Annotated in this window: 25 protein-coding genes; 10 read left to right on the forward strand and 15 right to left on the reverse strand. The window is 60.4% G+C overall.

Translation table 11 applies throughout. The features are described from left to right. The first annotated feature begins 107 nt into the window (after nucleotides 1–107). Nucleotides 108–1,169 (forward strand): YeeE/YedE family protein, encoded by a 1,062-nt coding sequence (locus tag C8N42_RS01715; protein ID WP_107814803.1) that lies wholly within the window; start codon nucleotides 108–110, stop codon nucleotides 1,167–1,169. An 82-nt stretch (nucleotides 1,170–1,251) separates the two neighbouring features. Here C8N42_RS01715 and C8N42_RS01720 read toward each other — a convergent pair whose 3' ends face one another. After that, the gene (locus C8N42_RS01720) at nucleotides 1,252–3,444 is read right to left on the reverse strand and encodes a primosomal protein N' (protein WP_107814804.1); all 2,193 of its coding nucleotides are present in this window, start codon (nucleotides 3,442–3,444) and stop codon (nucleotides 1,252–1,254) included. A gap of 118 nt (nucleotides 3,445–3,562) precedes the next feature. Between C8N42_RS01720 and fsa the strand changes: the two genes are divergently transcribed. From fsa to C8N42_RS01740, 4 genes are all read left to right on the forward strand, one after another. Next, nucleotides 3,563–4,216, forward strand: a complete 654-nt coding sequence (gene fsa, locus C8N42_RS01725; protein ID WP_107814805.1) for a fructose-6-phosphate aldolase — start codon at nucleotides 3,563–3,565, stop codon at nucleotides 4,214–4,216. 179 nt (nucleotides 4,217–4,395) lie between these two features. Then, nucleotides 4,396–5,112: a DUF484 family protein gene (locus C8N42_RS01730; protein ID WP_107814806.1), complete on the forward strand. Its 717-nt coding sequence runs from the start codon at nucleotides 4,396–4,398 to the stop codon at nucleotides 5,110–5,112. Continuing rightward, nucleotides 5,109–6,041 carry a tyrosine recombinase XerC gene (locus tag C8N42_RS01735; protein WP_107814807.1) on the forward strand — a complete coding sequence of 311 codons (933 nt, stop codon included), beginning with the start codon at nucleotides 5,109–5,111 and terminating at the stop codon, nucleotides 6,039–6,041. Before C8N42_RS01730 ends, C8N42_RS01735 begins: the two co-directional genes overlap by 4 nt. A gap of 70 nt (nucleotides 6,042–6,111) precedes the next feature. Further along, nucleotides 6,112–6,306, forward strand: coding sequence for a hypothetical protein (locus C8N42_RS01740; protein WP_107814808.1), 195 nt, complete (start codon nucleotides 6,112–6,114; stop codon nucleotides 6,304–6,306). Nucleotides 6,307–6,379: 73 nt separating this feature from the next. Here C8N42_RS01740 and ileS read toward each other — a convergent pair whose 3' ends face one another. Further along, nucleotides 6,380–9,352, reverse strand: a complete 2,973-nt coding sequence (gene ileS / locus C8N42_RS01745) for an isoleucine--tRNA ligase (protein WP_107814809.1) — start codon at nucleotides 9,350–9,352, stop codon at nucleotides 6,380–6,382. 329 nt (nucleotides 9,353–9,681) lie between these two features. Beyond that, nucleotides 9,682–9,861, reverse strand: a complete 180-nt coding sequence (locus C8N42_RS01750) for a hypothetical protein (RefSeq protein WP_107814810.1) — start codon at nucleotides 9,859–9,861, stop codon at nucleotides 9,682–9,684. 292 nt (nucleotides 9,862–10,153) lie between these two features. Between C8N42_RS01750 and C8N42_RS01755 the strand changes: the two genes are divergently transcribed. Next, complete coding sequence (locus tag C8N42_RS01755) at nucleotides 10,154–10,573, forward strand: group III truncated hemoglobin (RefSeq protein WP_107814811.1); 420 nt, start codon at nucleotides 10,154–10,156, stop codon at nucleotides 10,571–10,573. Between the two features lies 1 nt (nucleotide 10,574). Here C8N42_RS01755 and C8N42_RS01760 read toward each other — a convergent pair whose 3' ends face one another. Further along, entirely contained in the window at nucleotides 10,575–11,591 is a 1,017-nt protein-coding gene (locus C8N42_RS01760; RefSeq protein ID WP_107814812.1) for a YcjF family protein, read from the reverse strand. After that, the gene (locus C8N42_RS01765; RefSeq protein WP_107814813.1) at nucleotides 11,588–12,991 is read right to left on the reverse strand and encodes a YcjX family GTP-binding protein; all 1,404 of its coding nucleotides are present in this window, start codon (nucleotides 12,989–12,991) and stop codon (nucleotides 11,588–11,590) included. The genes C8N42_RS01760 and C8N42_RS01765 overlap by 4 nt, the downstream gene beginning before the upstream one ends. A 108-nt stretch (nucleotides 12,992–13,099) precedes the next feature. On the opposite strand from C8N42_RS01765, the gene truA reads away from it, so the two are divergent. The 4 genes from truA to C8N42_RS01780 all read left to right on the forward strand — a co-directional run bounded on the left by truA (nucleotide 13,100) and on the right by C8N42_RS01780 (nucleotide 16,842). Continuing rightward, on the forward strand, nucleotides 13,100–13,870 hold the full coding sequence (gene truA, locus C8N42_RS01770) for a tRNA pseudouridine(38-40) synthase TruA (protein ID WP_107814814.1): 771 nt from the start codon (nucleotides 13,100–13,102) through the stop codon (nucleotides 13,868–13,870). 102 nt (nucleotides 13,871–13,972) lie between these two features. After that, on the forward strand, nucleotides 13,973–14,122 hold the full coding sequence (locus C8N42_RS21475) for a hypothetical protein (RefSeq protein WP_170109161.1): 150 nt from the start codon (nucleotides 13,973–13,975) through the stop codon (nucleotides 14,120–14,122). Nucleotides 14,123–14,331: 209 nt separating this feature from the next. Then, nucleotides 14,332–16,080 (forward strand): sugar phosphorylase, encoded by a 1,749-nt coding sequence (locus C8N42_RS01775; protein WP_107814815.1) that lies wholly within the window; start codon nucleotides 14,332–14,334, stop codon nucleotides 16,078–16,080. A gap of 102 nt (nucleotides 16,081–16,182) precedes the next feature. Next, on the forward strand, nucleotides 16,183–16,842 hold the full coding sequence (locus tag C8N42_RS01780; protein ID WP_107814816.1) for a TetR/AcrR family transcriptional regulator: 660 nt from the start codon (nucleotides 16,183–16,185) through the stop codon (nucleotides 16,840–16,842). Here the strand turns inward: C8N42_RS01780 and C8N42_RS01785 are convergent. From C8N42_RS01785 to folD, 10 genes are all read right to left on the reverse strand, one after another. Continuing rightward, nucleotides 16,839–17,153, reverse strand: a complete 315-nt coding sequence (locus C8N42_RS01785) for a DMT family transporter (RefSeq protein ID WP_107814817.1) — start codon at nucleotides 17,151–17,153, stop codon at nucleotides 16,839–16,841. The two genes, C8N42_RS01780 and C8N42_RS01785, sit on opposite strands and share 4 nt — an antisense overlap. Nucleotides 17,154–17,168: 15 nt before the next feature. Next, the gene (locus C8N42_RS01790; protein WP_107814818.1) at nucleotides 17,169–18,209 is read right to left on the reverse strand and encodes a heme-dependent oxidative N-demethylase family protein; all 1,041 of its coding nucleotides are present in this window, start codon (nucleotides 18,207–18,209) and stop codon (nucleotides 17,169–17,171) included. A 12-nt stretch (nucleotides 18,210–18,221) separates the two neighbouring features. Then, nucleotides 18,222–19,181, reverse strand: a complete 960-nt coding sequence (locus C8N42_RS01795) for a PDR/VanB family oxidoreductase (RefSeq protein ID WP_107814819.1) — start codon at nucleotides 19,179–19,181, stop codon at nucleotides 18,222–18,224. Continuing rightward, nucleotides 19,178–19,780, reverse strand: coding sequence for a dimethylamine monooxygenase subunit DmmA family protein (locus C8N42_RS01800; protein ID WP_107814820.1), 603 nt, complete (start codon nucleotides 19,778–19,780; stop codon nucleotides 19,178–19,180). The genes C8N42_RS01795 and C8N42_RS01800 overlap by 4 nt, the downstream gene beginning before the upstream one ends. A gap of 86 nt (nucleotides 19,781–19,866) precedes the next feature. Continuing rightward, on the reverse strand, nucleotides 19,867–21,000 hold the full coding sequence (locus C8N42_RS01805) for an aminomethyl transferase family protein (protein ID WP_107814821.1): 1,134 nt from the start codon (nucleotides 20,998–21,000) through the stop codon (nucleotides 19,867–19,869). A 113-nt stretch (nucleotides 21,001–21,113) separates the two neighbouring features. After that, nucleotides 21,114–21,290 carry a hypothetical protein gene (locus tag C8N42_RS21480; RefSeq protein WP_170109162.1) on the reverse strand — a complete coding sequence of 59 codons (177 nt, stop codon included), beginning with the start codon at nucleotides 21,288–21,290 and terminating at the stop codon, nucleotides 21,114–21,116. Between the two features lie 27 nt (nucleotides 21,291–21,317). Beyond that, entirely contained in the window at nucleotides 21,318–22,697 is a 1,380-nt protein-coding gene (locus C8N42_RS01810; protein ID WP_107814822.1) for an ammonium transporter, read from the reverse strand. 435 nt (nucleotides 22,698–23,132) lie between these two features. Beyond that, nucleotides 23,133–23,846 (reverse strand): FadR/GntR family transcriptional regulator, encoded by a 714-nt coding sequence (locus C8N42_RS01815; RefSeq protein ID WP_107814823.1) that lies wholly within the window; start codon nucleotides 23,844–23,846, stop codon nucleotides 23,133–23,135. A 322-nt stretch (nucleotides 23,847–24,168) separates the two neighbouring features. Further along, nucleotides 24,169–25,053 (reverse strand): formyltetrahydrofolate deformylase, encoded by an 885-nt coding sequence (purU, locus tag C8N42_RS01820; protein ID WP_107815054.1) that lies wholly within the window; start codon nucleotides 25,051–25,053, stop codon nucleotides 24,169–24,171. A gap of 77 nt (nucleotides 25,054–25,130) precedes the next feature. Next, nucleotides 25,131–26,048 carry a bifunctional methylenetetrahydrofolate dehydrogenase/methenyltetrahydrofolate cyclohydrolase FolD gene (folD, locus tag C8N42_RS01825; RefSeq protein ID WP_107814824.1) on the reverse strand — a complete coding sequence of 306 codons (918 nt, stop codon included), beginning with the start codon at nucleotides 26,046–26,048 and terminating at the stop codon, nucleotides 25,131–25,133. Nucleotides 26,049–26,064: the final 16 nt, after the last annotated feature.

Here is a 26,064-nt window from a genome sequence, read left to right on the forward strand (position 1 = left end):
TGACACAGATCAAGGCCTTGGGCGCACGAAACCCTAAAATCTGGAAAATTTTGCGCACAGGGTTTGCCACGGATCAAAGGGGCAAAGATCGCGGGAGGAGAAAAACCATGGATATTCTAACCCTTGTCGAGGGCATCGGAGAAAGCCCGACAGCAGCGATCTTCGGTCTGTTGACCGGGCTTATTTTCGGCATCTCGGCGCAGCGTTCGCAATTCTGCCTACGCGCAGCCACGGTCGAATTTGCCCGAGGTCGCCTCGGGCCCAAAGTGGCCGTCTGGTTTCTCACGCTCTCGACCGCCATCGTCTGGGTGCAGGGCGCGCAGCTTCTGGGCCTGTTTCGCGAGGCCGATGCCCGCGTCATGGCGGTGCCCGGATCATGGTCGGGCGCGATAATCGGCGGACTGATGTTCGGCGCGGGCATGGTGATGTCGCGTGGCTGTTCCGGGCGGTTGCTCGTCCTCGCCTCGACCGGCAACCTGCGTTCGGTCGTCTCGGGACTGATCTTTGCCGTCACCGCGCAAATGAGCCTGCATGGCATCCTCTCACCCTACCGCGACCGACTTGCCTCCCTGTCGATCACCGGGAGCGAAAACATCAATCTCCTGAATGCGCTTCACCTGCCGAACGGTACGGGACTGGCCCTCGGCATCGCCTTTGCCGCCTTGGCGCTTTTCCTCGCCGCAAAGAACCAGATCGGCCCGAAAATCTGGATCTTCGCCTCGGGTGTGGGCTTTGCCGTAGCCATCGGCTGGTATCTGACATGGCAACTGGCGCAGGTCGCCTTCGATCCGGTGCCAGTCTCCTCCGTCACCTTCTCCGGTCCCTCGGCCAACACGCTGATGTTCTTTCTCGACCGCAACGCCGTACTTGAATTCGACGTCGGACTGGTGCCGGGCGTGGTCATCGGTGCGTTCCTCTCGTCGCTCATCGCGGGCGAGTTCCGCTGGCAGAGCTTCGACTCCGTCCCGGTCATGCGTCGCTCGATGATCGGTGCCGCGCTCATGGGTTTCGGCGCGATGTTGGCGGGCGGCTGCGCCATCGGCAACGGCGTCACCAACAGCTCGGTTTTCGCCGCCACCGCCTGGCTTGCTTTGTTCTGCATGTGGGTAGGAGCTATTGCCACAACCCTCCTCATCGACCGTCAAGCCGATCCCGCGCTGGCGTGTTAACCCTTCTTCTGTCTGAAAATATCCCGGGGTGAGCTTGGCGCGGGACACCCGCGCCAAGTGAGGGGCAGCGCCCCTCCCCCCCTCACCAGAAGGATTGCGGGTCGATGTCGATCTGCAACCGCACATTCGCGGGCAGCTTCACCTGCCCGATCCACGCGGCAATCGCCACCTGGATCGGCGCGCTCTTGTCAGCCTTGACCAGAAGCCGGATGCGATGCCGCCCCCGCACGCGGGCAATCGGCGCAGGTGCGGGACCGAAAAGCTGCGCGCCCACCCGCTGCAACGGCCCGGCGATGCGCGCCAGATGATTCGCCACATCGGAAACCACCGCAAGATCCGGCCCGGACAGGATGATCCCCGCCATCCGTCCATAAGGCGGCACACCCGCCATCTTGCGCTCAGCCGCCTCGGTCTGCCAAAACCCTTCCTCATCGCCGGCCAGAATGGCCCGGATCACCGGATGCTCCGGCTGGTAGGTCTGCAAAAGCGCGACACCCTTTTTCTCCGACCGCCCGGCGCGCCCTGCCACCTGACGCATGAGCTGAAACGTCCGCTCCGCGGCGCGTAGATCGGAACCCTGAAGCCCGAGATCGGCGTCGATCACGCCCACAAGCGTCAGGTTCGGGAAGTTATGCCCTTTCGCCACGAGTTGCGTACCGATGATGATGTCCGTGTCGCCCTCGGCAATCAGGCGGATTTGCTCCTTCAGTGCCCGCGCCGAGGCAAAGAGATCAGATGAGAGCACCGCGCATTTCGCCTCCGGGAAGCGTTCCGCGACCTCTTCGGCCAGACGTTCGACACCGGGGCCAACGGGGGCCAGACGCCCCTCGACACCACAGGAGGGACAGGCCTCCGGCATCGGTTTCGTTTCGCCACATTGGTGGCACACGAGGCGTTTGAGGAACCGGTGCTCGACCATCCGCGCATCGCAATGATCGCATTGGATCTGATAGCCACAGGCCCGGCAGATCGTCACCGGCGCATAGCCGCGACGGTTCAGAAACAGCAGCGATTGTTCGCCCTTCTCCATGCGCTTGCGCACCGCCCCCACAAGCGCATCCGATATGAACCGTGTCGCCGGAAGTTTCTCCCCTCGCATGTCGATAGCAAACATATCGGGCATCACGGCGGGGCCATAGCGGCTTTCGAGATCGAGCCGCTTATACTTCCCGGCCTCGACATTGGCCCAGGTTTCGAGCGAGGGCGTGGCGGAGGCCAGAACCACCGCGGCGGAGCACAGGGACGCGCGCAAAACCGCCATGTCGCGGGCGTTGTAATGCACCCCGTCCTCCTGTTTGTAGGATCCGTCATGTTCCTCATCGACCACGATCAGCCCGAGGTTCCGAAACGGCAGATAAAGCGCGGAGCGTGCGCCGATCACCACCTGCGCGCCGCCTTGGCCGACCATTTTCCAAACCCGGCGACGTTCGGTCATGGTGACGCCCGAATGCCATTCGGCAGGGCGCGCGCCAAAACGTTCCTCAAAGCGAGTGAGAAAGGCAGAGGTCAGTGCGATCTCCGGCAAAAGCACAAGCGCCTGACGGCCATGGCGCAGGCATTCGGCGACGGCTTCGAGATAGACCTCCGTCTTGCCGGACCCAGTGACGCCCTTCAAAAGCGTGGTGGAATAGCGCTCAGTGGCCACCGAGTCTCGCAGCGCTTTTGCCGCCGCCGCCTGCGCCTCGGTCAGTTCCTTGCCCGGTGCGTCTGCGTCGAGCCGCCGATAGGGCAGATCGCGCGGCGTGTCCTCCTCGATGATCGCCCCCGTGGGCAACAGCCCCTTGATCACCGAGGGCGTCACCCCCGCCGTGTCGGCCAGTTCCTTGAGCGTGAAAGCCAGCCCACCGTAGTCTTCCAAAGTGTCCAGCACCCGCCTGCGCGCATCGGTTTCCCGTGGCGGGCGCCCCTCGCCCCGACGATACACCTTGCGCATCGAGGGCGGGTTCATCAGCCCCGGCGCACGGGTCGCAAGCCGCAGCATGGCGGGCATCGGGGTCAGGGTGTAAGCGGCAACTTTCTCAAGAAACAGCCGCATCTCCTCGCGCATCGGCGCCACGTCGAGCACGGAAGAGACGGAACGTGCCTTCGACAGATCGAACCCACCGGCCCCCGCACCCCAGACACAACCCAGAACCTTGCGCGGCCCCAAAGGCACCGCGACATAGGCACCAAGCTCCACCCCGCCTTCAGGCGCTTTGTAATCCAGCGTCCGGTCCAGCGGTTCGGTGGTGAGCACAGCGACAAGCGCGCCTTCGGGGAAGAAATCGTCATCCATGGTTCAGAGATAGGGGGTTTGTCCGGGGCAAGCCAGCCCCCCTTTCCCAGACCCCCTTTCTCTGTCAGCCACATTGGATTATGTAGGCGCTAACAGTCAGGCGAAAGGAGAAGCGCCCATGAAATTCTTTGTCGATACCGCCGATGTCGATGCGATCCGCGAGCTCAACGATCTGGGTTTTGTCGATGGCGTCACCACCAACCCCTCCCTGATCAAGAAATCCGGTCGCGACATTCTCGAAGTCACCAAGGAAATCTGTGACATGGTGGACGGCCCCGTCTCCGCCGAGGTGGTCGCTCTCGATTACGACAGCATGATCAAGGAAGGCCGCAAACTGGCGACCATCGCCGACAACGTGGTGATCAAACTGCCGCTGACGCTCGACGGTCTCAAGGCCTGCAAGACGCTCTCCGGCGAAGGGCACAAGATCAACGTGACGCTCTGTTTCTCGGTCAATCAGGCGATTCTGGCCGCGAAAGCCGGGGCGAGCTTCATCTCTCCCTTCATCGGGCGACTCGATGATATCAACCTCGATGGCGTCGACCTGATCGAAGACATCCGCACGGTTTACGACAATTATGGCTTCGAGACCGAAATCCTCGCCGCCTCGATCCGCACCGTGAACCATATTTCCGAATGCGCGAAAATCGGTGCCGACGTGATCACCGCACCGCCCGCCGTGATCAAGGCCATGGCGAACCATGTGCTGACCGACAAGGGGCTGGCGCAATTCGTCAAGGACGCCGAAGAGGCCGGAATTAAAATCGTGTGATCAAGATCGTCTGATCCGATCTCCCGGAGATTTCAAAGAGTCCCCCGCGCCACAGGTCCGGGGGATTTTTTGTGCCTGCCGCACGGGAGCGTACAAATATTTGCACCCGCCCCCGGTTTTCGGGCATAGTCAGAACAACGACCGGAAAACCGGCGGATCGAGACAGTAGATGAGGCACCATGAGTACCCAGCTTCCCCGGGCGGTCACGCCTTTGGCCGATGAATTGCGCGAAAAGATCATTTCCGACCCGGATATGGTGCTTGAGGATCTGGACGTGATGCGCGCCCTGATCGCCGCCAACGAGCGCGGCACCGGAGCCAATGTCGTCGATCTGCGCGGTCTCGCCATGGAGCGCCTCGAAGAACGTCTCGAACGCCTCGAAGACACCCATCGTGGCGTCATCGCCGCCGCCTACGAGAATCTCGCGGGCACCAACCAGATCCACCGCGCCGTGTTGCAGCTCTTGCAGCCGACGCAGTTCACCGAATTCCTCAACGCACTCTCGGGCGAGGTGGCCCAGACCCTGCGGCTCGACAGTGTGAAACTGCTGCTCGAAACCAAGGTCACCGAAGAAGAACCCGCCATTCGCAAGCTCGGCAAGGTGCTGATCACCGCCGAGCCCGGGTTTATCGAGAACTATATCACCTATGGGCGCAACGTGCCGGTGCGACCGGTCACCCTGCGTCAGGTCTCGCCCGAGACGGATGTGATCCATGGCGATAGTTTCGTGCATTCCGAAGCCCTCATGACGCTCGATCTCGGCCTAGGGCGTCTGCCCGGTCTGTTGATTTTCGGCGCCGAGGACCCGCATATGTTCCGCCCGACGCAAGGCACCGACCTTCTGACCTTCTTCGCGGGCGTGTTCGAGCGGATGATGCGCCGTTACCTCGGATGAGCCTCGCGATTTCAGAGGCGCTGCGCGACCGGCTTGCGAGTTGGCTCGATCATGAACGCGCGCTGAAATCCGCCTCAGAGCACACGATCATCGCCTATTGCCGGGATGTTTCGGGCTGGCTGTCGTTTCTTGCCGAACATGAGGGCGGCACCTTTGGTGTGGCGCAGATCGCGCGTCTCAGGATCACCGACATGCGCGCCTGGATGGCGCATGAACGTTCCCGTGGCGTCGCGCCACGCTCGCTCGCGCGGTCGCTTTCGGCGGTCAAGACCTTCACCCGCTGGCTGGCCGAACGCGAGACGTTCGATCCGACCGCCATCCTCTCCACCCGCTCGCCGAAGTTTCAGAAAAAACTCCCCCGTCCACTTTCCCCCGATGCCGCGCGCGACATGCTTGCGACCGTCGATCTGCAACATGACGAGCCGTGGATTGCCGCGCGGGACGTGGCGGTGGTGACGCTGCTTTACGGCTGCGGCCTGCGGATATCCGAGGCCCTGTCACTGACCGGCGCGGCCTTGCCCTTGGGCGAGGTGATCCGCATCGTCGGCAAGGGCGACAAGGAGCGCATCGTGCCCGTCCTGCCCGCCGCCCGGCGTGCGGTGGCCGAATACGCGCGGCTTTGCCCCCATGATTTGACGGCTGACGCCCCGCTGTTTCGGGGCAAACGCGGCGGCGCGCTCAACCCACGGCTCATCGCCAAGGTGACAGAGACCGCACGGATGCAACTTGGCCTTCCCTCTTCCGTGACACCACACGCCATGCGCCACTCCTTTGCCACGCATCTTTTGAATGCGGGTGGCGATCTTCGGGCGATTCAGGAACTTCTGGGCCATGCGTCGCTGTCGACAACACAGGCCTATACGGCGGTCGATGGAGCGCGCCTGCTCGAAGTTTACCAAGCCGCCCATCCGCGAGCGAAAAAGGCCTGATCCTCCTCACCATTTGTTCACCTCTCTGGGCCTATGCTGAGGCGAGATCAGGGGAAAATGGGGATTTGAAATGTCGGAGATCGGCACAGGATCAGAGGAAAAGCACCCGAAACTGCAAGAGGTCGCGACCATCACGCGCATTACGCAAGAGGATTTTCTCGCGCAACTGTCACAGCTTCTGGCGTTTTACGACCGGGACGGCGACGGCATTTTGACCGATGAGGAATGGAAATGGGTGGAAGATGCGTTCCGCGATGCCAGATAAACAATATGGGTAAGTGATATGAAAAACGGGGCCAATGGCCCCGTTTGATCGTGTCGGACAAAAGGCCCGCGTATCAGCCCAAAGCTTCGTCACAGCGCCCGCAAACGCCCGCGTGGCTGTGGGTCCCCACATCCGGCAGGATTTTCCAGCAGCGCTGACATTTCTGCCCTTCGGCCTTCTCGAAGACGACACCGATGCCTTCGACCTCACCTTCGAGGCGGAAAGCCTCGGAGGGCGCGGGATCGCCGCTCAGCGTGATCGCGGAGGTGATGCAGAGATCGTCGAAATCGACGGATTTCAGCGCCGCAAGCAAGCTCGCATCCTCGACATGCACCGTGGGTGCAGCCTCCAGAGACGCGCCAATCACCTTGTCGCGACGCTGCACTTCGAGGGCTGCGGTCACAACCCGGCGCGCCTTGCGGATGCCCGCCCATTTCGCCGCCAGATCGCCATCAAGCCAACCCGGCGTAGCCTCCGGGAAATCCACCAGATGCACGGAGCTTTCCTCGCCCGGGAAGCGTTCGAGCCAGACCTCTTCCATGGTGAACACGAGGATCGGGGCGAGCCAAGTGGTCAGGCGATGGAACAGGATGTCGAGAACGGTGAGCGCCGCGCGGCGACGATCCGTGTCGCCATCGCAATAGAGCACGTCCTTGCGGATGTCGAAATAGAAGGACGACAGATCGACGGTCGCAAAATTGAACACCGCCTGCCAGACGCCGGAGAAATCGAAGGTCTCGTAGCCCTCACGCACCGTGGTGTCGAGTTCCGCAAGACGATGCAAAACCCATCGCTCCAACTCCGGCATGTCGCGGCAATGCATCCGGTCGGCCTCATTGAAATCGCCCAGCGAGCCGAGGATGAAGCGCATCGTGTTGCGCAGACGACGATAGCTGTCGGCGGTGCCTTTGAGGATTTCCGGCCCGATCCGCTGATCGGCGGTGTAATCCGTCTGCGCCACCCAGAGCCGCAGAATATCGGCGCCGTATTGCTTGACGATCTGCTCCGGCACGATGGTGTTGCCCAGAGACTTGGACATTTTCATGCCCTTCTCATCAAGGGTAAACCCATGCGTCACAACGTTTTTATAAGGCGCACGCCCTTTCGTGCCGCAGGCCTGCAACAAAGACGAATGGAACCAGCCGCGGTGCTGGTCCGTACCTTCCAGATAGACGTCGGCGATGCCATCGGGCGTGCCGTCTTCGCGGTCACGCAGCACGAAAGCGTGAGTCGAGCCAGAATCGAACCACACGTCGAGCACGTCGAACACCTGTTCGTATTCGTCGGGGTTCACGACATTGCCAAGCACGCGTTCCTTGAAACCCTCTTCGTACCAGACATCTGCGCCGTTTTCCTCGAACGCGGCGGAGATGCGTTTGTTCACCTCCTCATTGCGCAAGAGGAAACCTTCGTCGGTCGGCAAAAGACCCTTCTTCGTGAAGCAGGTCAGCGGCACACCCCAGGCGCGTTGACGCGAGAGCACCCAATCCGGGCGGTTCTCGATCATCGAATAAAGCCGGTTGCGCCCGGTTTGCGGCGTCCATTTGACGAGCTTGTCGATGGAGGTCAGCGCGCGGGTCCGGATCGTATCGCCATAGGTGCCCATGCCATCGTCGAGTTTCTTGTCGACGGAAACAAACCATTGCGGTGTGTTGCGGAAGATCACCGGCGCTTTCGAGCGCCAGGAATGCGGGTAGGAGTGGGTCACACGACCGCGCGCGATGATGCCGCCGACCTCGACGAGCTTGTTGATCACCGCCGTATTGGCCTTGCCCTCTTTGCCCTTCTGATCGAACACCCGAAGAGCATTTCCTTTGCCGGCAATCGGATTGATTTCCGGGCCAAAGAACGGCACATGCGGCAGGAATTCGGATTCCTCGCCAACGTTATGGGTCATCCGGTCGAGCCAGTTGCGCTTGACGAAACACTCATAGTCGTCGGCACCATGGCTGGGCGCGGTGTGCACAAAGCCGGTCCCGGCATCGTCGGTGACGTGATCGCCGTCGATCATCGGCACGTCGTAGTCCCAGAAGCCATTGGCGCCTTCGATGCCGTTAAATGGATGATCGAGTGTCAGTCCGGAGAGTTCCTCGGAGGTCACGTCCCGCACGCGGGTAAACTCGGTCACACGGGATTTGCCCAGAGCGTCCCCGGCGAGCGCATCGGCAAAGACATAGAGATCACCCGGCTTGGTCCAGCTTTCCTCTTCGGTCGCCTCGACCTTGTAAAGACCGTAAGAGATCATCGGATTATATGCGACAGCCTTGTTCGACGGGATCGTCCAGGGCGTGGTGGTCCAGATCACGACACGGGCTTCGAGCAGGTCCGTGCTCGTCAACTTTGCACCGTCTCCAGAGACGATACGCACCTTAAACGGCACCCAGATCGTATGCGACTTGTGATCGTGATATTCGATCTCCGCCTCGGCCAGCGCGGTTTTCTCCACCGGCGACCACATCACAGGCTTCGACCCCTGATACAAAGTCCCGTTCATCAGGAACTTCATGAACTCTTCGGCGATTACCGCCTCGGCATGGAAATTCATCGTCAGATACGGATCGTCCCATTTGCCATAAACGCCGAGACGTTTGAATTCCTCGCGCTGGATGTTCACCCATTCATCGGCAAAGGCGCGGCATTCCTGACGGAAGTCCACCACGGGAACCTCGTCCTTGTTCTTACCCTTCTTGCGGTATTGCTCCTCGATCTTCCATTCGATCGGCAGACCGTGACAATCCCAACCCGGCACGTACCGCGCGTCAAAGCCCATCATCTGATGCGAGCGTGTGATGATGTCCTTGATCGTCTTGTTCAGAGCGTGACCGATGTGCAGATGCCCGTTGGCATAGGGAGGGCCATCATGCAGAACAAAAGACGGACGCCCGTCCGCCTTGCCCTTGGCGCGCAGTTTTTCGTAGACGTCAATCTTTTCCCAACGCTCCAGCCAAGCGGGTTCGCGGTTCGGAAGCCCCGCGCGCATCGGGAAATCGGTTTTCGGCAGATTGAGCGTGTCTTTATACTCGGGTGTGGTCGTCTCGGAACACATGGTCGTCGTCCTTGGGAGGTGTGGGGATGTTCGAAGTCGGCGCGGGTCTCCATACGCCTTGTCCCGGCGGCTCGTGTCTTCAGAGCGCCGGGCTGATAATTCGAATAATGATCGCCACAAAAGTCATGCGCGCCTTATAGGACGCCGGTGCCGGGCGGTAAACCCGTCTTGACAGGACCCCAATATGAAAAAGGGACGCCGCAGAAACATCTCTGTGGCATCCCTTTCTCATGTGCTCTCTGGCGGGCTGGAGGGCGGCGTCGCTGGCTGGGTTTTCCCGAGCTTGCTGCGTCACTGTCTGGCCGGCTGGATCGCGTATCCCGTAAGGCTCAGGCGGCGTCTTGTTCGAAATGGCCACACCAGTCGTCGGATTGCACCACCGGCCACATGCCTTTGTGCTCTTCCTCGGTCAGGAAGACCGGCGGGTTGAAGCGGCATTCGCCCTTGGCATCGGTTTTGGCGGCTTTGATTTCAAAAAAGGCGCAGGTTTTGCAGGCGGTCTCGGACATGGTGATACTCCCCAATTCGGGCTCGTAAACTTTGGCGTTTTGGCTGAAGTGGCTGGGAGAATGGCTGCCTGTGTGGGTGGCTTTTCATCCTTGCTGGGTTTGATATAGGCCCTTCGCACAGAAACTTCAAGAAAATTATTTAATAAAATCAAATAGTTGATAAATTTACTCAACAACAAAAACACTCAGGAATGAAAAGTGAAACTGTCGGAATATGCGCGACATTTAGTCCTTGGCCGACTCTGGCCGAAAAAACTCATTCGGAATATAGCTTTGGCAAAAGGAGTCCCCGATGTCCGAGACCCGTTCCGCCCTGCCACCCAAATTCGAGATAAGCCACGCCGACATGGACCGTGTGCTCAAACGCTTCTACGCCGGTGTGCGCAAACACCCGGAGCTTGCCCCGGTCTTCGCCGCCCATGTCGGGGACTGGCCCGCACATGAGGAAAAGATCGGGCGATTCTGGCGCAATGCGATTCTGCATGAACGCAATTACGACGGCTTCCCGCAGCGTGTGCATCTCATGGCACCGGAGGTGAAGGAACATCACTTCGCGATGTGGCTCGGACTGTTCGACGAGACCCTGAACGCGGAACTGGATGCGGAAACGGCGGCAAAATGGTCGGAGATCGCCCACCGGATCGGCCGCGCCTTCCGCATGGGGATCGCACAGCGCGATCAGCCGAAGGACGCGCCGCCCAAGCTGTTCTGATCTACTCGGAGCTTCTGTCGAAAAGCCCGGTCAGCGCGCGTTTCACCGTGCCCGATACCGAAGGTTTTTTCGCTTTCAGAAACGGCAACGGACGACAAACCTCGATCGCGGCGACACCGACCCGCGCGGTCAGCGCGCCGTTGACGACACCCTCGCCGAACCGCCGCGAAACCTTCGCCATCACGCCGCCCCCGGCCATGGTGCCGATGAGATCATCCCCCACGGCGACGGCCCCGGTCGCGACCAGATGGGTGAGCACGGATTTCGTCACCCGCCAGGAGCCGAGCGTGCCTGAGCGCCCGCCATAAATTTCGGCAATCCGCCGGATCATCCGCAGGTTGGCGGTCAGCGCCGTGAACACATCCGCCAAGGCTAGCGGAACAAGTGCCGTCACGGTGGCGACCTGACGCGCGGCGGCTTCGACTTCGCGCCGGGCGGCAGCATCCAGAGGCACAAGAAGTTCCGTCTCAGCCAAGGTCAAGATCCCGTCAGCATCGAACACCTCCGCCTCGCGCTCGCGGAACCGCTCCTTGCCCCAGTTCAACTCCGAGCGATGCGCATAGACCGACAGGAGCTTGTCGGCGACAGATTTCGCGGCTTTCAGGTCAGAGGCCACAATCGCCTCCCCCGCCGCCCTTTGCAGCGTGTCGATGCGCTTAAGCCGCGCAAAAGCCGACAATTCCCGCAAGGCAATCGCGGCCAGAACGATCAGGAACGCGCCCGTCAGCCCCAAAGCGACATAGCCCAACACGGGATGCGCCGCGATCAGGCCCATGATCGCGTCATAGGTGACAATAGAGACCGTGAAGGCAAAAAGCGCCGCGAACAGCCGCCAGAACCAGCGCGCCAGAGCGGAGGGCTTGCGCGCCGCCAGAATCGCCACCCTCTCCATCGCCGCAGGACGCGCGAGCGGGGCAAGATCGGGCACGGGATCGGCGGTGGAAGGGTTCACCGTCGCGTCCTCTTCCAATTCGATCAGAATGGGGCCGCGTTTCTCACCGGGATGTGTCTCACTCATAGCTTGTCTCCGATCAGGAACTCGGCGGCGCGGTCGAGCCGGATATGCGGCGGGCCTTCGCCGGGGCGCAGGGTCAGACGCGCGGGGCGAAACTTCATGATCTCGTATTGCGCGTCCAACCAGCGCTCCGCGCCCTTGCGCGCAGGCGACAGGATATGCGACGGGTCTTCGGGCAGTTCCCCCGGGTAAAACGCCGCCTGCTTGCCGCTTTCCGTCATGCCGCGCACCACATCGAGGCTTTGGCCCTCATGCTGCATCGTCTCCTCGACCGTGGCCCGCAGCGCCGCCAGAGACATTGCCTGCGTCGAAGCACCGGCAAAATCGGCGCGGTCCCGGGCATCGCGCAGCATCGCCTCCATGATCGCGGTCAGACGCGGATGTTGATTGTGATGGATGTGATCGGCCTTGGTGGCCGCGAACAGGATTTTCTCCACCTTGTGCTGACCCAAGAGCGACATGATCCGCCCCACCCGACCGGGGCGGAAAGCCGACAGGATATCCGCCATGGTACGGCGCAGATCCTCGACCGCTTTCGGGCCGGAATGGATCGCGCCCAACGCATCGACAAGGACAATCTGCCGGTCGATGCGGGAGAAATGATCCCGAAAGAAGGGCTTGACCACCTCGCGTTTATAAGCCTCGAAACGACGCTCGAACTCGCGGTGGAGCGAGCCGCGCGGAGCCGCGCCTTCGGGGAGAGGTGCGAAGGTCAAAACCGGGGAGCCATCCAACTCGCCCGGCAAAAGGAACCGCCCCGGCGTACAATCCGAATAGCCTGCTGCACGGGCCGATTGCAGATAGGCGGTGAAGCTTTGGGCCAGCGCCTTGGCCGTCGGCTCATCGTGTTTCGCGGTTGGATCAGAGACCTCCAGCGCAGACACGAAATCCGCCCCTTCCGCGCGATCCCGTGCGGCGTTCAACGCCTCGGCGGACCACTCGGCATAGGATTTCTCCATCAGGCCAAGGTCCAGAAGCCACTCACCGGGATAATCCACGATGTCGAGATGCACGGTTTTTTGCCCAGTCAAACCACCGAGGAGCCCCGCAGGCCGCACTTTGAATGACAGGCGCAATTCAGAAACCGCGCGGGTGCTCTCGGGCCAATGCGGCTCGGGCGAGGTGAGCGCGGAGAGATGCGCTTCGTAGTCGAAACGTGGCACGGTGTCGTCCGGCTGCGGTTGCAGATAGGCGGCGGTGATCGCGGTCGCCGGTCCGAATTGCGGCATCCGGCCCCGATCCAGAAGGTTGGCGACCAGAGAGGTGATGAACACCGTTTTGCCGGAGCGCGACAGCCCGGTGACGCCCAAGCGGATCACCGGTTCGAACAGCACCTCATGCACGCCGTCCTGTACCGTTTCGACGCCGCGCAAAATCCGGTCTGCAATGGTGTTGAGGATCAAATCCGTCGCCTCTTTTCCGATGTTTACCCGCTCAACATAGGCATTCGAAGACGCGGTTGTAAGGGAGAAACACTGGACGCGCCCTCCCCGCCGCGCTATGGCCCGCATATGCCCAGATACGCCCTTCTGATCGAATATCACGGCGCGCCGTTTGCCGGTTGGCAGCGCCAGAAAGAGCACCCCTCCGTGCAGGCGGCGGTGGAGGAAGCCCTGCGCAAACTCGAACCCGATTGTCCGGGGATTGGCGCGGCGGGGCGCACGGATGCCGGGGTGCACGCGACCGGACAGGTGGCGCATTGCGACATGGCAAAGGACTGGGATCCGTTCCGCCTTTCCGAAGCGCTTAACCATCACTTGAAACCCAACCCGGTGGCGATCCTCAAAGCGGCAAGGGTCGATGACGACTGGCACGCGCGGTTCTCGGCGATGGAGCGGCGCTATATGTTCCGGCTGATTTCTCGGCGGGCGCCTTTGGTGCATGACGCAGGGCTGGCGTGGCGGGTCAATCACGATCTCGACCGTGATGCGATGCAAGCGGGGGCCGACCGGCTGATCGGATTGCACGATTTCACCACTTTCCGCTCGACCATGTGTCAGGCGGACAGCCCGGTGAAAACGCTCGACGAGGCCCGCGTCGAGGTCATGGACATCCCTTACGGGCAGGAATTCCGGTTCCATTTCCGGGCACGCTCATTCCTCCATAATCAGGTCCGCTCTTTCGTCGGCACCTTGGAGCGCGTCGGCTCCGGGGCATGGACACCGGAGGATGTAAGCGCGGCGCTGGCGGCAAAGGATCGCGCGGCCTGCGGGCCGGTCTGTCCGCCGGAGGGGCTTTATCTCGTGGGCGTGGGCTACCCGGACGATCCGTTCAAAGGTTGACATCAAATGATACAGCAGCACCCCAAAGCCGCCACCTGACGGCCACATTTCGGCCCACTTTCCCTGTCAGCGTCAAAATTGCGTTCTTCAAGGAGTGTTGCCATGACCCTGTCCGCCATCACCTTTGACCAGTTGGCTCTGGCCATCATGACCACCATCGCAATCCGCGAAGTTATGATCGTGGCGCTCCCCGATCGGGTCGCGGGCCCCGGTGGCTGGCTGATCGACACATCTCTGAGAGATCACGTCTGATCCCCGCACCTGAGTCTCCCGACATCGCACACAGACCGGCATTTTGCCCGAAACCGTTTCGACCGCCTGATTTTTGAGCGGTTTTGAAACGGCGACCCCGCTTCCTTTAGATTTTGCACAGGAATGCCGGAAATTCCCCGGCCCCTCCATTGAACCTGTGCAAGCGGTTTGATTTACCCAAGACAAAGAGCAACAGAAGGGGACGCCCGATGGCAAAACCGTCTTCGCAATTCAGCACGCGTCTACGCGCGCTGATTGGCCAGATTTATCCGGAACAGAACAGCAAGCGCCTTGCCGAAGAGATCGTCTCGGCTTTCTGGCCCGAGGGCACCCAGCCGCGCACACGGGCACGGACACCGGGCAACAGTCTCTGGAACGAGACCGACACGCTGGTCATCACCTATGGCAATTCTCTGATCGACGGCCAGCACAAGCCGCTCGACCTGCTCTACGATTTCCTGAACCGCTATCTCAAGGGCACGGTGCACGGGGTGCATATCCTGCCCTTCTTTCCTTTCACTTCCGACGACGGGTTTGCGGTCACCGATTATCGTCAGGTCAACAGTCAGCTTGGCGACTGGGCCGACATTCAACGCATAGGCAGTGAATTCCGCCTGATGTCCGATCTGGTTCTCAACCATGTGTCCTCGATGTCCACATGGTTCACCGAATACCGTCAGGGTCATGAGCCCTATGACAAGTTCTTCGTCGAGGCCTCTCCCGAAGACGATCTGTCCATGGTCACCCGCCCGCGCACCTCTCCTCTGCTGCGCGAGGTGTCGACAGTCAACGGGCCGAAACATGTCTGGTGCACTTTCTCGCACGATCAGATCGACGTGGACTTCAAGAATCCCGAGGTGCTTCTGGAATTCCTGCGGATCATGCGTCTGCATGTCGATAACGGCGTGCGCATCGTCCGTCTCGATGCCGTGGCCTTCATCTGGAAAGAGCTGGGCACGACCTGCATTCACCTGCCGCAAACCCATGCCATCGTGCGTCTGATGCGTCTTCTGTGCGATTACGCCGAGGAACGCGTGGTTTTGCTGACCGAGACCAACGTGCCCAATGCCGAAAACCTGAGCTATTTCGGCAACCGCAACGAAGCGCATATGATCTACAACTTCTCGCTGCCGCCCCTGCTGCTGCACGCGCTCCTGTCGGGAAGCTCGCTTTATCTCAACCAATGGCTGATGCGGATGCCACCGGCGCAGTTGGGATGTGCCTATCTCAACTTCTCCGCCTCCCATGACGGCATCGGCGTGCGCGGAGCCGAAGGGCTTCTGGCACCCGAGGAACTCGGTCAGGTGATCCAGCGCGTGCGCGATTCCGGCGGGCTGGTGTCGATGCGCTCCCTGCCCGACGGCTCGGAGAAACCCTATGAGCTCAACATCACCTATTTCGATGCGCTCAAGGGGACCATCGAGAAGGGCGAGGACGGCAAACAGGTGGAGCGCTTTCTCTGCTCGCAAACCATCGTCATGGCGCTCGAAGGGGTGCCAGCCTTCTACATCCATTCGCTGATCGCCACCCACAACGATCACGCAGGCGTCGAGAAGACCGGCGTCAAACGTGCGATCAACCGACATCGCTGGAATTACCCGGAACTGCGCGCCCTGCTCGACGATCCGCAAAGCCAAAACGCACAGGTTCTGGCCGAGATGAAACGTCGGATCGGCATTCGTATCGCGCAAAAGGCGTTCCATCCCAATGCCACCCAGTTCACCATGCATCTGGGCGAAGATCTGTTCGGCATCTGGCGGCAGTCCCCCGCCCGCGACCAGTCGATTTTCGCTCTGCACAATGTCACCGACCGCATGGTCGAGGTGCCGCAGATCTCGATCAACCTGATCGACGGAGAGGCGTGGTATGACCTGTTGACCGGCGAGAAAATCGACCTGAGCAAACCGAACATCACCTTCGCGCCCTATCAGTGCCGCTGGATTTCCAACCGTCTATGAGAAAGCTTGCGCGACGGAACCTTCTGCAAAGCAATTGACCTCCTCCCCGGCGGCGGATAGGGGCATGGGCATTCCACCGTCTCAGGATCAGAGCCGTTTGACATGTCCCTTTCTCTTGACGAAACGCTGGCGCATCTGAGCTCCGGCCACACACCCAACGAGCTTTACGGTGTGGCCGCGCCCTCCGCCAAAAGCCGGGCGACCGTCGAAAAGGTGCTGGAGGAAGCGGAAACGATTCTGGCCGAAGAAGGCGTCGCCGGGCTGACCTTTCGGGCGCTCGCGCGGCGCTGCGATATGCGGCTGAGCAATCTGCAATATTACTTCGCCACTCAGGAAGATTTGCTGACCGCCGTTACCCGTTACGTTCTCGCCCGGCGTCTGTCGGAGTTGAAGGCACGCGGAACTCTGCGTCTCACGGATGTGGCGCAGCGCTTCACCGCCTATCTCGAATTTCGCATGGACCGCGCCGCCGATCCGCGCGCGCGTGCCATCACCACCGGCCTCAAGGATCTGGCGCTGCGCCAGGACGGCCCGGCACAGCACTTCGCGCAGACCTGCCGCTTTCACACCGGCGTGCTCGAACACATGATCTCCGCGCTTGCACCAGATATCCCGGCGCAGGATGTGAGCCGCAAAGCCGTGATGATCGCGGCGCTCGTGGAGGCGGTCGGACCGGTCTGTGGCCGACATTTTGAACCGCCAGAGGGATTGCGCCGCGCAATCCTTTTGCAAGCCCGCTCCATAACCGGCCTCCCGGCTTAAGCCGAAAGCTTCATCAGCCCCATTCCCGCCACGATCAGCGCGGCAGCAGCGACGCGCGTGAGGCTCAACGCTTCGCCATGCAGCACGATCCCGGCAATGAAGGCCCCGAGCGCACCGATGCCGACCCAGACCATGTAGGACGGCCCCAAGGGCAGGGTCTTCATCGCAACCGACAACATGACGAAAGAGACGAGCATGGTAAGCACTGTCGCCACACTCGGCCAGAACAGCGTGAACCCGTTCGAATATTTCATCGTCGTCGCCCAGATCGCTTCAAGCAGACCGGCCACAATCACCAGAAACCACGCCACATCTTTCCCTTTCGTTTAGTCCGGGAAAATCCCCGGAGAGGTTTCGGCACCATCATCGAACTGCGACAGATAGTTGACGATGGTCTCCTGATTGACCGCAAACCCCTTATATTCCGCAAGCGCTGGGTCGATGTCGCGCAGCACGCGGTGCAACCGGCGGCCCCATTTCGGCTGGGTGGCGATGTCTGCGAGGTTCATCAGGTAGCAGCGGATCGGAAACGCCAGCGCATTGGAGCGCGGCAGGCGGAAAAATGTCTGAAGCTCGACGCGCAGGAATTGCTTCTGGCCGACGTTCTCCGGCGTGATCGTGCGCTTTTCCGGGCCCCATTTGTGGTAATTCTCAGGCGAGGTATCCAAACGCGGGTTCACGGTCATGGTCCAGTTCAACCGACGGTAATGCTGCCCCTGCTCCACGGCCAGAAGGAACTTGAGCGCCTTGTCGAACACACCCATCTTGCGGGCTTTCGGCACCGGCGCATGCCATTCGAAAAAGTTCATGCCCACGTCGAAATCCAGCGACCAATCGGCTTGGGACGTCACCATGCCCGCGTCCATCCACAGGTTGCCGTCGCGCTCGTGCAGCAGAGCAAAATCGCCTTGGGTCTGACGCGTGATGTATTCCATCGGCCCGCAAGGCAACGTGGTCGGATCGAGGAAGGTGAATTTCTTTTCGATCCCCAAGGGCTTGTTAATCCAGTGCCACGCGTTGCCATCCCGGTTGAGGGTAAAAAGCTCGGGATAATCCTTGGCCTTCGCGACCATGATGAGTTCGAGCAAATCCCAACCCGCAAGCTCCATATGCGGCAGAGACTGACACCGCAGCGGATCTTCCGCGAGGGTGATCTCCCGGTCCTTCATTTCGGACACGTAATGCTCATCCACGTCGAACTTGAACTCAAACGGGGACCCTTTCGGCCCGCCCGGATGCTGTTCGATATTCACCGAATACATGTATGTGTCCTGATCGAACGGAAAGGGAAAGCGGCGGATCGCCTCCGGCGAGTTGTGATAGGTATAATCGCCCCGGAAGGTCTCGTCATTGAAGTGCATGGTCATGGGAAAGTCTCCTCACAGGTCCAGTTCAAGCCGCGCGCCTTTGAATCGCGACATGCAGGGCATGATGTCTTTTTGCGCGGCGCGCTCGTCTTCCGACAGCCAGTGATCGTTGTGCAGGATGCGCCCGTCACAGGCGATCACCTTGGTCTGACAGCGCCCGCAGGCCCCGCCGCGGCAGGAATAATCCACCTCAACCCTGGCAGCTTCCAAAGCCTCCAACAGGCTCTGATCGGCTTTCACATGCACGGTTTGACCGGTGGAGGCGATCACCACGTCGAAGGGCTCGCCCGGTGGCGGGGCAGTGAAGGCCTCGGAATGAACCGCAGCTTTTGGCCAACCGAGGCGCGCCGTCTGATCGGCCACCGCCGTGATCAGTCCCTCAGGACCACAGGTATAGACATGGGTGCCAAGCGGCTGACCGTCGAGAATGGCACCAAGGTCCATGCGCGAGCCCTCTTCCGAGATATGCACATGAATATGCGCCGCCTGCGGCAAAAGCTTCACGCCAGCAGCTTCCTCACGCGAACGCGCGGCGTAGTGCAGCTCATAGGGTTTTTGCTCCATGTCGAGTTGTTTGAGCTGCGACAGAAACGGCGTGATGCCGATACCGCCGCCAATTAGGACGTGCTTTCTCGCGCGCAAATCGAGTTGAAACAGGTTCGAGGGCACGGAGACGGTGATGTCATCCCCTTCGGACACGCATCTGTGCATATAAAGCGAGCCGCCCCGCCCCTTGTCCTCGCGACGCACGGCGATCTCATAGCCGCTGCCATCGTAAGGATCGGAGATCAGCGAATAGGAGTTGCGGCGGATCGTATCGCCTGCTTCAGTCTTTTCTGGCATCTCAACCGTGATATGCGCGCCGCCGGAAAACACCGGCAGGGAAGCGCCCGTCGGATCCTCGAACCGGAAGCGTTTTACCAGCGGGGAGAGCTGTTCGATCTCGGTGACTTTCAAAGCAAGCTTTCTCATGCTCGGATCTCCACGGTCTCTGGCACAATGCCCGGCGTTTCCGCATCGACACAGACGCCCTGAAAAACGCCGAGACGGCGGGAAAAATGATCCCGCACAAACAGCGTCAGCCCGCAATGGGAGCAGGTGAACGGATCGGTCATCACCTCCTCGGTGATGCCCTTGCAATGCACACATTGAATGCGGCGTGCGATGGAACCGCGATGCTCTGTCTGAATTTCGTCCATCGGCAATCCGGCGGCAAAGGCCATGGCGGACACATGTCCGATCAGCCCCTCGGATCCCGCCAGATAAAGCTGCGTACCCATGCGCGCCTCGCCCAGAAGCTTGTCCACAAGCGGGGTGGCGGCGTCGAAATCCGGGGCAATGTGGACGGCAACGGGTTTCAGGCTTTTGAGCCGTTCCGCCACGCCCGCAGATTTCGCGACAAGCACAATATGGGCATGATCCATGACAGAGGCATCTGTGGCGGCAAGATCGACAAGTGCTGCGGCACCGGCCTCATCGGCGACCATGATTGCCGGGGTAGCGCCTTGCGAAACCAGTCCGGCATAGGTCGGACGGCTGTCGATTGACGGGGAAAATTCAGTATTGGGCATTCGATTACGCAGGTCCTGTTGGTCTCAGGAGGCGGGCACGGGATTGCCCCCGCCTCGTAAGTCTTTGTGCGATTTAGATTTGTGGTTTAGCCCTTGGCCGTGCGACGCTTCTTGTCGACGTCGTAGAAGGGCATCGGGTGGGCGATGGCGCTCACCTCCTTGTCGGCGAATTTGACGGTCAGCGGCGCCCCTTCGACGGCGCAGTCGACCGGCATGCGGGCGATGCCCACGTTGTGCTCATTCAAGGGCGAGTACATGCCGATGGTCACAACGCCAACCTGTTTGCCATCCTTCAGAAGCGGCGCACCTTCGGGCGCAGGTTCGGTGCCGGTCAGTTTCACACCGTAAATCTTGAAGCGCTCCTTACCCTTGAGGCGGTAGTGCTCTTCGGCCCCACGGAAGCCGGTTTTACCCGGAGACACGGTAAATTCGAGACCCAGCTCCCAAAGCGTATCGCCATTGGCCTCGTCCTCGAACGGGTACATTTCCGAGTTGTCATAGGGAAAGAACAAAAGGTAGCTCTCGGCACGCAGCCAGTCGAGCGTGGTGAAGCGCGTCGGGATGATCCCCATCGCCGCGCCTTCCGCCACAATCGTGTCCCAGATTTCCACGGCGTCCTGACGGCGGCAGAAAATCTCATAACCGCGCTCGCCGGTGTAGCCCGTGCGGGAAATCATCACCGGTTTGCCGAAAAGCGTGGTCTGGATATGGCTGAAGTAAACCACATCGCGGATGCCCGGCACGTGTTTTTCGAGATAATCGACGGCCATCGGTCCTTGCAGAGAAATGTCATGCAGATCGTCGTCGAAGATCACCGCGACATTGCGCCCGGCAGCATATTTGGTCAGTTGCTCATGCCCCGCACCGGAGCCATGCACAACCATAAAGTTCTGCGGCCCAAGACGGTAGATCACACAGTCGTCGATGAACTTGCCGCCGTCATTGAGCATGGTGGCATAGGTCGAACGACCGGGTTTCAGTTTCTCGATGTTGCGTGTCGTGGCCTTGTCGATCACATATTGTGCGTGCGGTCCGACGACATAGACCTTTTTCAGCCCCGAGACATCCATAACGCCCGCCTTGGTGCGGATCGCCAGATATTCCTCTGTCTGATCTTTGTCATAGCTCCAGGCGGTGCCCATGCCGCTCCAGTCTTCGAGATCGGAGCCAAGGGCGCGGTGCCGGTCCGCCAGTGCGGAAACTCTCCATGATGCGATCATTGTTTTTGTCCTTAGGGTCGTATTTTGAATTCTTGGTTTGTCGGGGAACCGGCGACGGGTCACGCCGCCGGTTCAGGGGAAGGGTGTGGAACCCTTTCTCGCTCAGGCTGCGTTCAGCCTTTCTTTTTCGTCGCCTTGTAGGCGTGTTCCTCGTGGCGCCAGCCGAACACGATCGCGATCACGACCATGGCGAGGCAGGCCAGCAGCCAGAGACCTTCGACGGAGCCATAACCCGCGTAGATCGCGCCGGTGATGCCGTCCCAGGAGGTTGCGTCAAAAGGTGCTTCCATTTCGATAGTCCTTTCCTTGTCCAGAGATCACTCAGCCGGGCTGACCGACGGGTGAAGTGCTTCGGGGTAGGCGGAGGCCGGGACCTTGACCGCGTCGAGACCGAGGATTTCCGCCTCTTCCGGCACACGGAGTTGGCCGGTCACCTTCAGGATGAAGGAGACGACATAGCCCGGCAGGAAGCCCAGAAGACCCATGGTGACAATGCCAACCAACTGACCGAGGAAGGAGGTTTCGATCACGTCTTCGCCGAACATGGCCGGGTAGCCTTGGGCCGCGATACCGACCGCAAGCAGACCCCACATGCCGAGGAACCCGTGCACCGCAAAGGCGCCAACCGCATCGTCGATGCCGCGTTTCTCGATGAAGGAGGCCACGAAGGGCATCATGCAGGCACCGAGGAAACCGATCGCGAAGGCCATCGGCGGATACCAGAGATCGAGACCGGCAGCCGCGGAGATGATCCCTCCCAGAGCGCCGGACATCATCCAGAACGGATCGCGGGTGATCATCCAGGCCCCGATAATGCCACCGGCAAATCCCATCAGCGTGTTGAAGGTCATGCCGGAGATGGTCATCGGCGTGCCGTAGATCGTAGCCTCAATCGTGCTGCCCCAGGACCATGCTTCGCCCGGAACGATGACACAGCCCATGAGAAAGCCCCAGAAGCCCGCGATGATCAGCATCAGGCCGATCAGCGTCATCGGCATGGAGTGCCCGGGGATATGGTTGGCGGAACCGTCGGCATTGAACTTGCCGATCCGCGGCCCGAGGTTGATCAGAACACCGAGCGAGAAGAAGCCCGCGATCATGTGCACGACACCCGCAGCGCCGAAGTCATGATAGCCGAACTTCGTGACCAGCCAGCCATCCGCATGCCAGCCCCAGGCGGCGGCAAGAATCCAGACAAACGCACCAAGCACGATTGCCAGAACGACAAAGCCCGTGAGCTTGATGCGCTCAATCACGCCGCCCGAAAGGATCGACGCGGTGGTGGCAGCAAAGAGCACGAAAGCCCCCCAGAACACGCCCGAAGAGCGGTCATCGAGGTTCGGCCCCATGTATTGGCTCCACGGTAGAGCGATGTCATTGGCATAGGCCAGACCGGAGATGCCCATGGCACCTTCGGACAGTGTCAGGCCCGTCGGGAAGGCCCAATAGATCCACCAGCCGATGAAGTAGAAGAACGGCACAATCATCGCGAAAGCGAGGATGTTCTTGATGCCCGAGGCCAGCGCGTTTTTCGACCGCGATGCGCCCATTTCATATGCGAGGAACCCGGCGTGGATGAGAACCATCAGCGGGATCGTCAGAAAGTAGAAAGTCTCGGAAAATGTGCCGTTTGTCGCGGCATGGTTTCCCTGTAGCTCCGCAACCGCGGCAGCCAAGGATGCAAGATCCTGTTCCAAGTCGTTCTCCCTGTCCTGTTGAACTTGATTGGAATAACAAGCCAGCCTGGCCCGGTTTTGGTTTGGACCAATTGTGCGAACTGGCTTACTCAGTGACCTCATGAAAAGGGACATGATCACCAAGGGTCAAAGTTTTTTCCTCTGAGGAATTTATTTTGACACGAGTCGCGCCGCTTTTTAGGTCAAACGACCACCCTTATGGGCGCGAGTGATGAATTTCTGTGCGCAGATAGAATGCCGCCACGCCTGACCGGGAAAGCCTCAAGGAATGCAGTCCTGTAAAATGGTCAAAAACGGTTGCGCCTCATGGCCAATTTCAAAGGGAGATTCGCGCGATTTTCTGGGTCAAAGAGACAAAAACGCCGTATCCGTCCACAAAAGAACCGAGGGCAGATTGGTAGGGCCAATCCCGACGCATGTCGCGCAAACCCCGCTTCAGTCTTCCTGAAGCAACAGCCGTTGGTCTTCGATCAGCGCGAGTTTCATGAATTCGCTGGCCTCTTCGATGTCCCGCGCAGCGATGGCGTTGAACAGGCCGTTGTAACCCTGCTGATAGATCGCGATCCGCGTCGGCGTCAGGTAGCGACGGTACATCGCAGTGCGGAACGACTGCCGCCGGGCGTCGAGCACGAGATTATAACACGCAATCAAAAGCGGGTTGCCCGTACCCTCGGCAAGCAGCCGGTGGAACTCTTCTTCGAGCCGTACGAAAGCCGCTGCATCGGTCTGCACCGCTTCCATTTTTGACAGCACGACGGAAAGCGCTTCGATCTGTTTCGGCGACATGTTGACGATGGCAAGCCGCACCATGTCCGGTTCGAGAATGCCCCGCACCACCTGCAATTGCAGCGGCCCGGTCTCGGAGGCCACAGGCGAAAGCGCTTCGCCCTGCCCGTCCGGGTCGTAGGTCACAAAAGACCCCGACCCAGCCCGCCTGCGGATCATGCCGCGCGCTTCAAGCTGGTCCAGCGCCTCGCGCACCGTGTTGCGCGCCACACCCAGTTCCTGCGCCAGTTGGCGCTCGGACGGCAGCCGCTCCTCGGTCGCGTATTCCTGCGTTACGATCCGCGTCGACAACGTCTCGATCACATATTTCACCGTCGCGCCGGGAAGCGAGGTCGTGGCGGGAGGCAGGGTGGAATTGGGCACGCGGTCGGTCCTTTGCGGTTTCCGACTATTAGACCAATTTTTCGCAACTGGTCCAGAGCAAGCGTGCTGGTTCAATCGGTCACAATACGAAAGAGGCGCGGGAAAACCGCGCCTCTTGTGGGTTTTGCTATAGGTGGCAAGCGTTTGCCCAACGCCCGAAAGCGTTCGGGCGCATTCGAATCTTGAAAGGCTCCACTGGAGCCTTTCATCGCGACATGTCGCGACCGGTCCTCTTGCCCTGCGCCCGCAGATTTGCGGGCGCGTTCGGCGCTTCCATCGCTCCACTGGAGCGATGGATCGGCCCCACAAGGCCGACCGCGCCTCACCCCATCCGCTCAGACGAATACGATCCCGGCGACGCCTGAAACACCACGGTCTTGTTGCCGTTCAGGAACACCCGATGGTTCGCATGCGCATGGATCGCGCGAGCCAGAACCTGGCTTTCCACATCGCGCCCCAGAGACACGAAATCCTCCGGGCTTTGCGCATGGGTGATGCGTACCACGTCCTGTTCGATGATCGGACCTTCATCGAGATCGGCGGTCACATAGTGAGAGGTCGCCCCGATCAGTTTTACGCCACGCGCATAGGCCTGTTTGTACGGGTTCGCACCCTTGAAAGAGGGCAGGAAAGAGTGGTGAATGTTGATGATCCGACCCGACATCACCTTGCACATCTGATCCGACAGGATCTGCATATACCGCGCCAGAACGATCAGCTCGGCCCCCGAATCCTCGACCACTTTCATGATCGCGGCTTCGGCCTCCGGCTTGTTCTCCTTGGTCACACGGATGTAGTGGAACGGAATGTCGTTGTTCACGACAACCTTTTGATAATCCATGTGATTCGAGATCACGGCCACGATTTCCACAGGCAGCGCACCGATACGCACACGGTACAGAAGATCGTTCAGACAGTGACCGAACCGGCTCACCATGATCACGACTTTCATCTTCACGCTTTCGTCGTGGAAGGCAAAGGTCATGGCGAAGTCTTCGGCGATCTTGGCGAAGTCCTTTTCAAGCGCCGCCTGATCCGCGCCCTCCTCAGAAGCAAAGCTCACGCGCATGAAGAACTGACCGGTTTCGGTGTCGTCGAATTGCGAGCTGTCGGTGATGTTGCAGCCATGCTCCGCGAGGAAGGTGGCGATGGCGGCGACGATCCCGCGCGTCGTCGCGCAGGTCACGGTGAGACAGAATTTCGTCATCTTTTTCTCCAGATGCAAGGCGCTCCCCTGACACGCGCCCTCGATGTTGGTTCGTTGTTTTTGTTATGTTTTATTTTTTAGGCAGTGAGCCCTTCGGGCTCGGGAAGATCGTTGGCGCGGCAGGCGGCCGTCACCGTATTGGCCAGCAGGCAAGCGATGGTCATCGGACCGACCCCGCCCGGCACCGGCGTGATCGCACCGGCGACCTCGGCGGCCGTGTCGAATTCGACATCGCCGACGAGCTTGGTCTTGACCGTACCGTCTTCGCGCAGGCCTTTTTCCGGCGCGTCGACCCGGTTGATGCCCACGTCGATCACGGTGGCACCGGGTTTCACCCAGCTCCCCTTGATCATCTCCGGACGCCCGACGGCAGCCACGAGAATATCGGCGCGGCGGCAGACCTCTTCGATGTCCTTCGTCCGTGAATGCGCGATGGTCACCGTGCAACTGTCGCGCAACAAAAGCTGCGCCATCGGCTTTCCGACGATGTTGGAGCGCCCGACGACCACGGCATTCAGCCCCGAAAGGCTGCCGAGCTGATCGCGCAGCATCATGAGACAGCCCAGCGGCGTGCAAGGCACCATGGATTTTTGGCCGGTGCCCAAAAGGCCCACATTGGAAATATGAAACCCGTCGACGTCCTTAGTCGGATCAATCGCGTTGATCACCAGATCGCTGTCGAGATGATCTGGCAGCGGCAATTGCACAAGAATGCCATGCACCGCCGGATCGGCATTGAGCTGTTCGATGAGCGCCAGAAGATCGGCCTCCGACGTGTCCGCCGACAGTTTGTGCTCGTAAGAATTCATCCCGCATTCCACGGTCTGCTTGCCCTTGTTGCGCACGTAAACCTGGCTTGCGGGATCTTCGCCCACCAGCACCACGGCCAGACCCGGCGTGATGCCGTGAACCTCTTTCAAACGCGCCACATGGGCGGCCACTTTCTCGCGCACGGTCTCGGCAAAGGCCTTCCCGTCGATGATCTGTGCAGTCATGTCTCTCTCCAATATC

Origin of the sequence: Celeribacter persicus (assembly GCF_003050785.1) — a bacterium.
Classification (GTDB): domain Bacteria; phylum Pseudomonadota; class Alphaproteobacteria; order Rhodobacterales; family Rhodobacteraceae; genus Celeribacter; species Celeribacter persicus.